The sequence below is a fragment of the Pseudomonas sp. SG20052 genome (genome assembly GCF_031766055.1).
Lineage (GTDB): Bacteria > Pseudomonadota > Gammaproteobacteria > Pseudomonadales > Pseudomonadaceae > Aquipseudomonas > Aquipseudomonas mandelii.
In genome coordinates, this window is record NZ_CP134498.1 from 5,031,165 (window position 1) to 5,045,132 (window position 13,968).

At 55.0% G+C, this 13,968-nt stretch carries 7 protein-coding genes and 1 pseudogene; 4 read left to right on the forward strand and 4 right to left on the reverse strand.

The features are described from left to right. Positions 1-27 precede the first annotated feature (27 nt). Positions 28-4,179, forward strand: coding sequence for a CheR family methyltransferase (locus RHP74_RS23120; protein ID WP_311096359.1), 4,152 nt, complete (start codon positions 28-30; stop codon positions 4,177-4,179). Between the two features lies 1 nt (position 4,180). Here RHP74_RS23120 and RHP74_RS23125 read toward each other — a convergent pair whose 3' ends face one another. Further along, positions 4,181-4,720 carry a hypothetical protein gene (locus tag RHP74_RS23125; protein WP_311096360.1) on the reverse strand — a complete coding sequence of 180 codons (540 nt, stop codon included), beginning with the start codon at positions 4,718-4,720 and terminating at the stop codon, positions 4,181-4,183. Positions 4,721-5,064: 344 nt separating this feature from the next. Here RHP74_RS23125 and RHP74_RS23130 point away from each other — a divergent pair, with 344 nt between their 5' ends. From RHP74_RS23130 to RHP74_RS23140, 3 genes are all read left to right on the forward strand, one after another. After that, the gene (locus tag RHP74_RS23130) at positions 5,065-5,460 is read left to right on the forward strand and encodes a hypothetical protein (RefSeq protein ID WP_311096361.1); all 396 of its coding nucleotides are present in this window, start codon (positions 5,065-5,067) and stop codon (positions 5,458-5,460) included. 74 nt (positions 5,461-5,534) lie between these two features. Further along, positions 5,535-6,488: a hypothetical protein gene (locus tag RHP74_RS23135; RefSeq protein ID WP_311096362.1), complete on the forward strand. Its 954-nt coding sequence runs from the start codon at positions 5,535-5,537 to the stop codon at positions 6,486-6,488. 272 nt (positions 6,489-6,760) lie between these two features. Next, positions 6,761-9,502, forward strand: coding sequence for an AAA family ATPase (locus RHP74_RS23140; RefSeq protein WP_311096363.1), 2,742 nt, complete (start codon positions 6,761-6,763; stop codon positions 9,500-9,502). A 313-nt stretch (positions 9,503-9,815) separates the two neighbouring features. On the opposite strand, the pseudogene RHP74_RS23145 reads toward RHP74_RS23140, so the two are convergent. The 3 genes and pseudogenes from RHP74_RS23145 to dctA form a co-directional block, all read right to left on the reverse strand. Next, positions 9,816-9,920, reverse strand: a pseudogene (locus RHP74_RS23145) (integrase); the annotation flags it as partial. Positions 9,921-9,937: 17 nt separating this feature from the next. After that, positions 9,938-11,872 carry a hypothetical protein gene (locus RHP74_RS23150; RefSeq protein WP_311096365.1) on the reverse strand — a complete coding sequence of 645 codons (1,935 nt, stop codon included), beginning with the start codon at positions 11,870-11,872 and terminating at the stop codon, positions 9,938-9,940. Between the two features lie 761 nt (positions 11,873-12,633). After that, positions 12,634-13,932, reverse strand: a complete 1,299-nt coding sequence (dctA, locus tag RHP74_RS23155) for a C4-dicarboxylate transporter DctA (RefSeq protein ID WP_311096366.1) — start codon at positions 13,930-13,932, stop codon at positions 12,634-12,636. Positions 13,933-13,968 lie beyond the last annotated feature (36 nt).

Below are 13,968 nucleotides of genomic sequence, written 5' to 3' on the forward strand. Positions count from 1 at the left end.
CCGCAGTCGCCGACTAAGGCAGAAGAAATGACCAGCACCCCCCAGCACTCGGCCCCGGCTCCTGAGCGTAAGGCCCTGAAGCCCAGCACCCTGGATTTTCCAGTGGTAGGCGTTGGAGCGTCGGCGGGCGGGCTGCAAGCCATCAAACTGTTTTTCGAGAACATGCCGCATGACAACGGCATGGCGTTCGTGATCATTCTTCACCTGTCGCCCGATCACCAGAGCATCGCGGACAAGATCATCCAGGAATCGACCCGGATGCCAGTCCTGCAAGTCACCAAAACGGTGCCGATCGAGAAAAACCACGTTTACGTCATCTCGCCGGCTCAGCGGCTGACGATGAATGACGGGGTGCTTGAAGTCAGCAGCAACGACCCGCACGGGTCTCGGCACGCCTCGATTGATCTGTTTTTCCGCGACCTGGCCGAAGTCCACCGCGAGCGCGCTTTCTGCCTGGTGCTGTCAGGCAGTGGCTCCGATGGTGCGGTCGGGCTGTCGCGCATCAAGGAACACGGTGGCATCACCATGGCCCAGGCACCGGAAGATGCCGAGTTTGACGGCATGCCTCGCGCTGCCATCGAAACCGGCAATGTCGATCTGGTGTTGCCGGTGGTGGAAATGCCGCAAAAGCTGCTGGAGCTGTGGCGAAACTCACAGGAAATCAGCCTGCCCACCGCCAACGACCCGGACCTGCAAACGTTCGCCTCTGTGTCCGAGCGTGACGCGGCGCTCGCCGAACAGCTGCTCCATGACATCCTGATCCAGCTGCGCACCGGCACCGGCCATGATTTCAAGCACTACAAGCGCGCGACCGTGTTGCGGCGGATCGAGCGCCGGATGCAGGTCACGGCCCAACCCGACCTGGGCGCCTATTTCCGCTTCCTGCAAAACAATCCCGACGAAACCAAAGCCCTGCTGGGCGATATGTTGATTGGCGTGACCAACTTCTTCCGTGATCGCGAGGCGTTCGAAGCCCTGGAGCGGAACGTACTGCCGCAACTGGTCAGTGCCGCCGTGTCGGCGCAGCCCGAGAAAGAAGAAATCCGTGTCTGGTCCGCCGGTTGTTCAACGGGCGAAGAAGCCTACAGCCTGGCGATGCTGCTCAACGATCAACTGCAACTGGACGCCAGCAAAGCCTCGCTGCAACTGTTCGCCACCGACATTGACGAGCGCGCCATCAGCATCGGCCGGGCCGGTCTGTACCCGCAAGCGATCGTGACCGATGTGCCGCCGACGCGCCTGCGGCATTACTTCGTCAAGGAAGATGACCACTACCGGATTCGCAAGGAAATTCGCGAAAAGGTCCTGTTTGCCAAACACAGCCTGTTGTCCGATCCGCCCTTTTCGCAGATTGACCTGATCGTTTGCCGCAACCTGCTGATCTACCTGGATCGCGAAGTGCAGCGTGAAATTCTGCAAATGTTTCACTTCGCACTGCGTCCGGGCGGTTTCCTGTTCCTGGGCTCTTCCGAGAGCGCCGATGCTTGCCACGAACTGTTCGCTCCGGTGGACAAGCGCAACCGGATTTTCCGCGCCAAGACCGGCACGGCCAATAGCCGACGTACCCCGACCATGCCCCGTGGCGGTTACGTGCGTACCAGTGTTACCCGCGAGACACCGCAAAGCGCGGTGCAGCGCAAATTGTCCTTCGCCGACATTCATCAGCGCGCCCTCGAACACGCCGCGCCACCGAGCATGATCGTCGATGCCAACGCAGACATCCTGCACATGAGCGAAAGCGCCGGGCGTTTCCTGCGCCATGTGGGCGGTGAATTGTCGCGCAACCTGCTGACGCTGATCCTTCCCGAGTTGCGTCTGGAGATTCGCACCACGCTGTTTCAGGTCCAGCAGAGTGGCCTGGTGGTCAAATCCCGTGCGGTGCCGATCAGCCGGGACAACCGGCATTACAAAGTCGACCTGATGGCGCAGCCTTATAAGGACGAAGAGTCGGACGGCGAGTTTGTCCTGGTGATTTTCGAAGAGGCCGAAGTCGATCCCTCGGAACAGGCCGCCTCGACCCTGACGCAAACCGAAAGCCAGGTGCTGTCCAACCTTGAACGCGAACTGCAACGCACCAAGTTGCACTTGCAGGACACCATCGAACAATCGGAAGTCTCCAGCGAGGAGCTGAAGGCCTCCAACGAAGAAATGCAGGCAATCAACGAAGAGCTGCGCTCGGCAACCGAAGAGCTGGAAACCAGCAAGGAAGAACTGCAATCAATCAACGAAGAGTTGCTGACGGTCAACTTCGAGCTGAAAACCAAAGTTGAAGAAACCGACAAGATCAACGACTACCTGACCAACCTGATCGCCTCCACCGACATCGCCACGGTGTTCGTTGACCGCAACATGCGGATCAAATGGTTCACTCCGCGCGCCACGGACATCTTCAGCATGTTGCCGGTGGATACCGGACGCTCCTTGCTCGACATCACCCACCGACTGCACTACGACGACCTGGCCCGTGATGCAGCGCTGGTCTTCGAGTCATTGAACATGATCGAGCGTGAAGTCAGCAGCACCGACAAGCGCTGGTACATCGCCCGCCTGCTGCCCTACCGCTCCAGCGAAGACCATATCGACGGGACGGTGCTGACCTTCATCGACATCACCAAACGCCGCGCCGCCGAAGAAGAACTGCGCCTGGGCGAAGAACGCATGCGTCTGGTGGCTGAAAGCACCCGCGATTACGCGATCATCACGCTGGATGAACAAGGGGTGATCACCAGCTGGAACAAAGGTGCCGAGTTGATCTTCGGTTATGGCAAGAGCGAAGCAGAGGGGGCTTATTACGACTTTATTTTCTCTGAAGAGGACCGCGCCAGCGGCGTGCCCGAGAAAGAACTGCAGACGGTGCGCGACCATGGGCGCAGCGAGGACGAACGCTGGCACTTGCGCAAGGATGGCAGTCGGTTCTTTTGCAGTGGTGAGGCGACGTTGCTCAGCGGTGACAACCTACGAGGCTACGTGAAGATTGCCCGGGACCTGACCGGCCACAAACGTCAGCACGAAGCGCAAAGCCTGGCGCTGGCCGAGACCCGCAACACCAATTACCTCAAGGACGAGTTCTTCGCGGTCATGTCCCATGAGCTCAAGCACCCGCTGAACCTGATCCAGCTCAACGCTGAGCTGCTGCGTCGCCTGCCGGTGACCAAGTCCGTGGCACCGGCCGCCAAGGCCGTCAATACGATCTGCGATGCCGTCAATAGCCAGGCCCGGATCATCGATGATCTGCTGGATGTCGCCCGTGTCCGTACCGGCAAACTCAAGCTGCAACCGGTCGCCACGGACCTGGTCAGCGTGCTGCGTGATATCCACAGCGTCGTGCTCAACGAACGGCACGAAACCACGGTCGAGTTGCATGTGCCTTCAGAGCCGTTGATGGTGCATGCCGATCCGACACGCCTGGAACAGATTATCTGGAACCTCGTGAACAACGCGCTGAAATTCACCCCGCCCAATGGCCACGTGCAACTGATCGCCAGCCAGGACGGGAACAGGGTGCGGCTGGACGTCAAAGACAACGGCACCGGCATTGCCGCCGAGAACCTTGAGCACGTGTTCGATCTGTTCGGGCAGGCAGAGAAGCAACATGCCACGCACAACCGTGAAGGGCTGGGGATCGGCCTGTCGCTGGTCCGCCAACTGGCAGAAGCACAACACGGCTCGGTTGAAGTGAGCTCACCCGGGTTGGGTGCAGGGTGCACGTTCAGTGTCTACTTGCCGATGGCCAAGACTGATCATGACGCTCAAACCGCTACGCAGGTCGACGAGGGGGCCGGACGGCTGAGCGGCTTGACCATTCTGCTGGTCGACGACTCTGCCGAAGTGCTGGAAACCTTGAAGATGCTGCTGGAAATGGAGGACGCGCAAGTGATTGCCTTCGACCGTCCGGTGGCCGCGCTGGACGCCGCAAAAGGCACGCACTTCGACCTGATCATTTCGGACCTGGGCATGCCAGTCATGAACGGTCACGAACTGATGAGCGCTTTGCGGCAACTCCCGCTGCTCAGGGATGTGCCGGCCATTGCGCTGACGGGCTATGGTGCTCAAAGCGATATTCAGAAATCCCGGCAATCGGGCTTCGACCAGCACATCGGCAAACCGGTGTCCTACGATGAATTGATCGAGACCATCGAGGAACTGCGACGCTCCTCAAACCTGTCGATCGGCAAATGACTCAGCGCAGATAGGCGCGTTGCACACTGATGCGCCGATCAATCGCCTGCCGCAGGCGCTCCTTGTGGTCCGCCCACACCCCGGGGTCGACTTTGGTGGCGCGCATCAGCTCAAGCATCGCGGCTTTGGCAGCCAAGTACTCCGACCAGGCGTCTTCGGAGCGGATTTTCAAACGCTCACGTTCGGTCATTTCCATGCGTCGCAAGGCCAGTGTCGGTTCATCGGTAATCACCGGGGCCAACGTCAATTGCACCCGATGCGGCGCGACAAACGCTTGGCTGTCCGCCACCAGCTCTCTTGCCCGCTGAGCGCCCCACTTCAACGCGGAACAATAATATTCACCTACCGCCCGGTCATGAAACTCCTCGCAAATCGCCCCGCCACCGTCAGCGTATATACCGATGAACACCTGCGTAACGCCCCCATGACCGACCCGTGCCTGCACCTCGACCTGCACACCATCGCTGAGCACTTCTTCATGGATGTGGTGAGGTAGCCGGCTGTTGGTCCATAACCAGAAATGTGCACCTCTGTGTCGCATCGCGTCACTCCTTGCATGGTACGAGGAGTAAGGCACAGCAACGATGGACTTGCCATGTAGGTCGTCGGGTCGACGGGCATAAAAAAGCCCCGCTGGAGGATTCTCCGGCGGGGCTTTTTATCACAGCGCAGGGCTGTAAATCAGGTGGTGTCCCAGGGCAGGTTCGAACTGCCAACCTTCCCCTTAGGAGGCATATGCTTTGGTGAGTCAGCTTGCTTCTGTTCGCTTCCAGGAACACCGTAAACATCTGTTTTTAAAGGGCCTATCTATTCTACTTGTGTCTTGAGGTTTCTCCTTGTAGCGTTCTGCATCACGAGAAGTGGGGACCGAAGTGGGGACTAGAATTGGCCACCAACACTGCTGACAAAAGCGTGAACGATCAAAAGCTCAAGGGCATGCCGCCAACATCCAAGTTGACGGAAAGCTTGCCTGGCCGTTCCCGAGGTAGCCTTTTGTTCAAGCGCAGCCAAAGTGGTGCGATCAGCGCCTATTTCCGCTATCGGCTCAACGCAAAGGACACGATGATCTCTCTGGGCCAGTATCGCTTGAGCGCCAGAGCGCCGGGACTGACGCTGTCTGAGCTACGCGACAAAGCGGCAGAGATGGCATTGATTGCTTCCGAGCACGGCGACGTTAAGGTGTACTTGGCGGCCAAAGCCGCCGCAGAGAAAACACAACGACAGGCCGTAGTGCTCGCGCAGCAGCTTGCGACCGACAAGGTAGCTTCGAAGAACTACTAAATGCATATGTCAAAGATCTGACCGCTCGCGGCAAGGTCAAGGCAAAAGAAGTCGAGCGTCTATTTCAGACGCATGTGATTGAGCATCACCCTGATCTGATGATCCGTCCGGCAAAGTCCATCACCGGCGAAGACATTCATTTAGTAATGAGCGCCCTGCTCGCCCGCAAGCCGAAAGGCCGGGGCATTGGAAACAAAGCGAAAACGGCCAACACGGATATGCGATCGACGGCAGCCAGTGTCCATCGCTATCTAAAAGCTGCATTCAGCTACGGTGGCAAGGCACACCTTTCCTTGGATCGCGATGTTAGCGAGTCGAAGATCTTTGATATTGGCGTCAATCCGGCTACCAAGGTCCCGACCCTTGCGAATACACGCGGCGGTCAGACCGAATCCCTGACGCCAGAAGAGCTTGGTGAGCTTTTACGTCACTTGGATACCCTACCTCCCCGTGAGACGGCGATCTGCAAAAGTTTAATCTACTTGGGCGGCCAACGAATGGAGCAACTGCTCCGTGTGACCTGGGAGGATACGTCCGATGACCTTCTGCACCTTACCGACGGAAAAGGGCAAAAGACTCAAGCATGGGATCACCTGCTACCCCTGACCGCCAGGATTAAACAAGTCCTGACGCCTTTGTTTGAGAGCAAGATTGGGCCTGGCCCGTTTTGTATTGGCCGGCGCTGTATTCGTCCGGATACAGCGGGCAAGCGATTCAGTGATGCTGGAAAAGCTTTGAGTGGGTCCGGTAAAACGCGATATTTCAGTTACGCGAACGTCCGGGTAACTGCTGAAACGCTGATGGCTGCACTTGGAATTACAAAGGAAATCCGTAGCTGGCTGTTATCTCACGGACGCAACGATGTGCAATCGATTCACTACGATCGATACAGCTATCTACCAGAGAAAAAGGCTGCTCTGGAGTTATGGGGTAGATACCTAGACTGTTTGTATGCGGAGAAAGAGTGGGATCAAGGCAAGGTTATTTTGCTCAGCCGAAAGCGGCCTCAGGAGATCACAAAAAGCTGACGCCGTGATTCGACTGACCAACAGGCGCAGTAGTAAAGACCGACAGAGAGCGGCCAGAAGGGGACGATGGCTTAACTGATACCCACCATCTTTTTAGGATAGGATGGCGAAAATTTAATCGCTTCTCCCTCCATACGGTTGTCGGTACGAGTGTGCACTGCGTGCGCAGCACATCCACCTCTGTGTTGCCCTGCTGATCTGGCGCAGAAGATTGAATGGAGTGTTTCAGCGATTGCGAATTAACCACTGTACGTTTACAGGAGGTAGACGATATGAGTTCGGCTCGGCATGACTACCAGCAATTTCTTGCTTGGCTTCACACACCGGACCGCGGGGCCTCTGAAAACACTCGGCGACTTGCGAATCTAGTAGATCAGCACTTCGACGTCGTGGCTGCAAGTTCGCGCACTCAGAGCCGTCGATCGGCGGTATTGTCTGCGTTCGCGAGAGAGTCTTTACTCCAGACAAGCTCGCGCCCAACAGCCGTCGCGGGTACGGGCACTGCTGGCGAGTGGGCATGGAGTTCATTGGACAGTCTTACCGTGGGCCCTTTCCGGGGCTTTCGAGTGCCCGAGACCTTCCATTTCCCTCAGCGAATCACCATGTTTTATGGGCCCAATGGCAGTGGCAAAACAAGCCTTTGCGAGGCGTTAGAATTGGCCCTTTTGGGTTCAGTGGATGAAGCTTCAGCTAAGCGCATTCCACCTCAGCGCTATTTCGCAAACCTTCATGAAAATAGGTATGCCCCACCAGCCCTCGCTTCGCGTGACGCTGAAGGTCAAGTGTCAGCCGTGCAGGCGAACTCAGAGGCGTATCGATTCTGCTTCGTCGAGAAGAATCGCATCGATAATTTTTCGCGCATCGCCGCTAAGACGGCGGGCGAAAAGAAGGACCTGATTGCTTCTCTGTTCGGCATGCAGCAGTTCCATGACTTCGTCGGTAACTTCAACGAGTCGATGGACTCACAGCTCGGTCTGGTTGCAGTCCGGCAGCAGGAACTGGATACGCAACGCGCAGCACTGCAGCGCGATCATGAGACAATAAATGGCGAAATCCTGGCAATCCAGGCGATCGCACAAGATGAGGCGGCCTATGCCGAGGCATTCACCCTCGGTCTATCGTATCAGCAGCTACTTGCCCTTACTGGCAGTGACGCAGCACCAGGCCACCTGCATCAACTCAACGCACAACTGGATGGGCAATCACCCGGTCTTTATGGCGTCAGCAGCAATGCGTTTGTTGAGGCTTACCGTAGCGCGGATCTGGAACAGCAACGACTCGAGGATGTGGACAGAAGACTTGCCGCGAAGACTGGTGAGACCTCATTCCAAAGCCTGTATAACGCGGTCCTGGGATTACAAGCCTTAACACCCGATAACTGTCCCGCGTGCGGCACGCCAATCGATGGTGAGTATCGCGTTACGCGCGATCCCTACGCGCAGGCGCGAGAAGGTCTCGCCCAGCTTCAGGATCTCGCCAACCTGCAGACCGAAAAAAACAACATTCGACGCACATGGGAAGACGCATCCCGCGGCCTTGAAACTCTGCTGACACATTTCGCTCAGCGGCTCGGTGCCGACATCAGCAATCCCGATGAAAGAATCTGTTATCTCGCTTTCCCTGGCGTTGATCATACGGTGCCCTGGTGGCGATCGAGCTATGTAAGCCTGGACGGTACGCCTTCGATGGCTCAGAAAATCGTCAATTTTGCAGACGAATGCGAACGGATCGACATCCAGACAAACCAAGCACTGGCCGCTCGCACGCAAATGGCACAAGAACGCGCTCGCCTGGTTCAAGCGTCACAAGCTGTGACCGGCTTCCAGACCCGGCGGGCCGAAGTAGCCCGGCAAGTCGCGGCAGCTAGGCAGACCATCGCCAATTTCGAAGAAGCGAACGCCTTACTCATCGAGGCGGTGCGGCAAGAAGCTATGCAAATAGTGCTTGGCCAAAGTATTAAAGCGGCATACGACGAATTCTTGAGGCTATTACGGCAGTTCAGGGCCGAGCTACCCGGTACTCTCATAGCGGGACTCAACACTGCAGCATTAGAGATCTACAATGAATTCAATAGACGTGATCACGAGGGAGACAAGCTAGCTGCACTCCACCTCCCCACCAGTGAGGATGACCGCATCGAGCTCGCTTTTTGTGCCGCACCAGAAACAAGGGTCGATGCGCTGCATGTCCTCAGCGAGGGTCACGTTCGTTGCCTGGGTGTCGCAATCCTTCTTGCCAAAGCCCTGCATATTCAAGCGCCAACGATTATCTTTGACGATGCGATCAACGCGATTGATACAGAGCACCGTGAAGGCATCAGAGAGGCGATCTTCCAGAGCGATCGCTTTGCGACAACTCAAATTATCGTCACATGTCATAGCAGTGAATTCATCAAGGACTTACAGAACCACCTCGCTGCAGGCCAATGGACTGCCTACTACTTCATGCCCCATATCGGAGACCATCGACCGCGGGTAAGAGGCAACGAGTACACCTTGAACTATTTAGCTCAGGCTCGTGCAGCCCTAGACATGGGTGACTGGCGAAATGCTCTCGGCGCCTCCAGGCAGGCCCTGGAGATGATTACGGAGAAGATATGGAAGTGGCTGGGCAAGAACGAACTCGGACAGATCACTGTGCCGTTAGCTGGGCGCGGAGCGGAACCTGGGCTGAGAAATCTCTGTGAAGCGTTGAAGAGGCGACTCGAGGACGCACGAACATTTGTGCACCCAGACAAACCCGCCGTCGTACAGTGCCTGAGTGCTGTCATCGGAGTACCGGCGCCATCCAACGTATGGATGTATCTGAACAAAGGGGTCCATGAAGAGGCAGATCGTGATGATTACGATCCGAACCTTGTCCGCACTATTGTGGAAAACCTTGAAATGATGAATCAGCTACAGTTCCGCACGATGTCTAGAGATTTGGCCGCAGTCGCACAAGCGGCGCTCGCTGCTGCAATCGTTACCGAACCGGCTTTAGCCAATCAGAGAAACGAACGACCTGCCCCATAATTACTCAACGTTTTGGATCAGCCACCAGATTTTGCTGATAAGGGCCCTATAACTGTACCTTTCAGTGCGTCTATGGGGTCGAGAATCACATTTATCTGGGGCTTGCCCACTATTGCAATGATCATGAAGCAGTTTTGCTGCGATGTGCACGTAAACGACCTTGCATCGGCAGATGCACGGACTTGCCCACCCATTTGCATTCGACCTGACCAGTCATTTGCGTCGGATTTGACCAGCACGATTCGTGGGCATGATCGGCAGAGAACGGCCATAAGCAGTCAGTAGGGTATGTCCACGAAACCATGGGCGATTCAGTGCTTTCCAACTCGGTGTGACCGAGAAGGATCTGTACTGCTCTGGTGTTTTTCGTTCTCCGATAGATCAATGAAGTCTTGGTCCGACGCATCATATGAACTCCAATGCCTTAGCAATCACTTAGACATTCATGTGAAGAAGGCTTAGTGGCTTTGCTCTCAAGCTTTGAGCGCTCAAAATCGTCGCAATTCGCTCCTGATGCGTATCCGGAAAGTAGATTTTTCCAGACGATCTTGTGATCGCGGTGTACAGCAATGCCAGCTTTTTTGACAGCTCGGTTTTACTTCGCAGGTCAGCAAAATAGTACAGGTCCTCAGAAACTGCCATTCTCGGAAACTCGTAGTTTTTCACTGTAAATACTGTGGCCAACAACGGACGTGACGGTTTTCCATCAGCGAGCTCAGCCAATTTTGCGCATTGGTAAAGCCCGGAAACACCAAATTTGGTACCCACAACTTCAAGCCATTGCTCAACCCTGAGAAAGGCATCGTTCCACCTCATTTCCGCATGCAATTGTTCCCAGCTTCGGAAACGAGCAATCGCCCCGTGGCTCGGACGCTTGTCATGCATGTATAAATCAAGACACCCCTCTAGGAATGGTTCGAACTGATTGGTCCAGTCAATGACCGCAGCACCTTGGCTCAAATCGCGATTGCGAATTAACCAGTCGAAAATACCCCAATCATCGGCCACCAGAATTACTGAGGGTTCAGGAGGGAATGAGCCCGCTCGGTATTCAGCCACCACCGTGTCTTTCGCCTTATCAGCTACAAACGGTAACGCGCTTACGTCTGGGAACTCAGCTAAAAGTGGGTTGATGTAATCGACCAATGCTGGGCCTGCTCGTAACGAAATAGCCATTTCACGATGGCGAATCCTCGCGTTATGGGGCATGTATCGTCCTTGCAGATTTTGGAACTGGTCCCCCAAAGTAATTACAGTTTGAGGTGACCTGTCGAGGATATCGACCATTGGCCCGCTCAAGTCATGGCCTTCGTCGACGATTACAGTATCAATAGATTCAGGTAAATGAAGCCTCGACAAAGCCAGTTGTTTCACGCGGTGGTAGCCACGGACCGGAAGGGGATCCGCCTCTTCTTCAAAGCTTGTCATCTTGAACCAAAGCTTTCCGGCCGCGGCCGCTACTATTTCTTGTTCCGAAGTCGAGAGCCAGCGGACCTGGTCGGAAGGTATATGACTGATGGTGATCCGGGCATCGTTTGAAAAGCAAAATTTGGCGATTATCGACCAGCAAAGAGCCGCCACACGGGCAGCATTACGATTACCGATGGGGCTGATCCCTGCCTTTTCTGCGAGCGCTGAATACGAGAGTGGCAGTCTCGAAATCGCGTCCAGCCGTGTCTCAAGAGTCCTGTTCCCACCCGCCAGAAGTCTGGTAGCCATCCACCTGAATGTGACCGCCCAAACCTGATCCTTGGAAAATCGAGCCCGTATGGGTTTGAGCTTCGCTTCCACATCGGCGAGGAACAGGATTCTACGCTCTGGCATAAGAGCCAATATCTCGTTCAGCACAAAGGACTTCCCAGTGCCCGCGTGAGCTTGGGCATCGATGGAATCCTCCATGTTTGCCCTAATGTTCTGAACCAACCGAAGTTGGTGATCGCTTAGCTTTACTACCAAACCACTGAGGCGAACATGCTCATGTTTGATGGCACCTAATGAACCCGTGTGCTGCTTCGCATAATCGAAATTCCAGGTGCCCTCGGGATGAATGTACTGACGGCGAGCAACCGACTCTTTGTCCATCAGACCGATCTCGACTGCAGATGCTTGGAGAAGTCCCGCTTCAAAATCAACCTGGCTGTAGGCCCCAGCCAAAGCCGATCTCAGCTTATCGGAGTGATGAGTCAGCAGATTTGCAAACACCCGCTCCATTTCCAGAGGCGAGCGCACGGGCAGCTTGGGCAGCTGGAGCACGTAGAGAATCGCCGCTACCTCATAGCGAGACAGACGCACCACATCTGGAGCAGTCCCGATTGAAAGCGCAGCGCTGAGGTTTTCACTGAGAGGCAGGTACCAGCGAGGTTTCTTCATGAAAATCTATATCCCTAAAATTTAGCGCCGAACTTACCAGAGCTTTAGGCTACCCCAAGACGCGTGCGATATAGCAATAATCAACTCGAACAAATGCTTTCGGAGCTGGATGAACGCTCATGGTTCGCTCAAGTGTTGCCGCCGACGCCAAATTGACCCAGTTGCCGAGATATCATTGACCCAGTCAGACTTCTCGCGAACCACTACCTTTACTGGAATTGTGCCGATTTCAAGGTGGGGCAGTCGTACGTCAGCACATGGGTCAATTTGGCATTGGCGTCAACACAGCAGGGCAAGATCGAGCCACAAGTTCTCGAATACGTGCCAAAAAGCTCCTGGCTTGTCTAGCGATAACTTTCGTTCGCCGTCAGCCTGTGGTAACGGACGGCCAAACTGTATAGCGATTCATCGGGAAATGACCGGGGAAAAACAAGCAAGCGCTCCATTGAATTGGGCTCACGCGAACAATGTCACCAGGCAGAGTCCTTATCGACCCAACCATGCTGCTCGAGTTGATTCTGCAAGTCCTCGCCCTTGCAAAAATGGACACTAGGTGCTGCATCAACGCGAATAACATCTGCACCGAATTGAGCCAGTACCAAACCAGCCAACGGCGCCGGCACGAATGCCGAACTTGGATAGCGCTACGTTCTGAAGAAACGGTTAAGGTATGTCTAGTCTCGCACTTGATGATTTGTTACGCACCGGCATACCTGACTGACCCGTGCGTGGCGGGCAAGCAGATAAGCCGGGACGCAAACCTAGCCCAGCTCGCGCTTCAGTTGTTCCCGATCGAGAACCCCCTCCCATCGAGCCACGAATAGTGTTGCAACGCCGTTGCCAATCACGTTAATCAACGCACCACCTTCGGAAATGAATCGGTAGACACCCAGGACAAGGACGAGGCCAGCCGCAGGGATCACGTCGATGGAACCAAGGGTCGCCGCCAAAGTGATAAATGCACCGCCTGTAACACTTGCTGCTCCTTTGGAGGTCAGTAGCAAGATGAGAAGCAGAGTGACCTGGTGGTAGATAGACACATCAATATCGAGAGCCTGCGCGATAAAGATCGCCAACACAGTCATGTTGATACAGCTGCCATCGAGATTGAAGCAGTAACCAGAAGGAACGACCAATCCCACTGTCGACTTTTCACAGCCAAGCTTTTCCAGCTTGCCCATCAACCGTGGCAGTGCGGACTCGGACGACGATGTACCAAGCACAAGGACCAGTTCCTCCCGGATGTACTTCAGAAACTTCCAAAGACTAAAGCCAGCGAGGTGTGCAGCCAGATTGAGCACCACGAATACGAAGACTAGGCCCGTCACGTAATAGCAAATCAGTAGATTGCCATAGGAAGCGAGTGAGCCGATGCCGTATTTTCCAACCGTGAAAGCCATACCACCGAAAGCGCCAAGCGGAGCAACGTACATGACTATTTTCAGCATCCGGAAGAACGCTTGAGCAACTAGATTGATCGTGTCCAACAAAGGCTTGCCGACTGGTCCGAGCAACTGCAGTCCAAATGCGAACAATACAGAGATAAACAGAACTTGAAGAATATCCCCTTCGGTAAAAGCGCCGAAGACAGTTGTCGGAATGATATGAGTCAGGAACCCGACCACGCTCTGATCGTGCGCTGCCTTTGCATAACCCGCGATAGCGTTGCCATCAAGAGTTGACGGATCGATATGCATTCCAACGCCAGGCTTAAAGAGATTCACACCGATAAGGCCAATCACCAGAGCCAACGTGGTCAGAACCTCGAAGTAGACCAACGATTTAAAACCGATCCGGCCGATCTTTTTGAGGTTCTGCATGCTGGCGATACCGCTGACGACGGTGCAGAAGATGATCGGAGCGATAAGCATCTTGATGACTTTAATGAACGTGTCGCCCAAAGGCTTCATCTGCTCACCTAAAGTTGGACTCAGATGGCCCAGTAAGATGCCCAGAAGGATCGCCGCCAATACCTGAACATAAAGGTGGTTGTAAAACGGTTTCCGTTTAGCCAGTTGAAGCTCTGGTAATTCGGACGAAGAGCTGGTTTTTGTTGTCATAGCGCTCTACCTATAAATTAGTTGTTGGTATTGATC

Excerpts from the sequence above, each read along its gene's own strand:
- dctA (WP_311096366.1), bottom strand. The coding sequence starts at position 13,932 with ATGACAACAAAAACCAGCTCTTCGTCCGAATTACCAGAGCTTCAACTG.
- RHP74_RS23125 (WP_311096360.1), bottom strand. The coding sequence starts at position 4,720 with ATGCGACACAGAGGTGCACATTTCTGGTTATGGACCAACAGCCGGCTA.
- RHP74_RS23120 (WP_311096359.1), top strand. The coding sequence starts at position 28 with ATGACCAGCACCCCCCAGCACTCGGCCCCGGCTCCTGAGCGTAAGGCC.
- RHP74_RS23140 (WP_311096363.1), top strand. The coding sequence starts at position 6,761 with ATGAGTTCGGCTCGGCATGACTACCAGCAATTTCTTGCTTGGCTTCAC.
- RHP74_RS23150 (WP_311096365.1), bottom strand. The coding sequence starts at position 11,872 with ATGAAGAAACCTCGCTGGTACCTGCCTCTCAGTGAAAACCTCAGCGCT.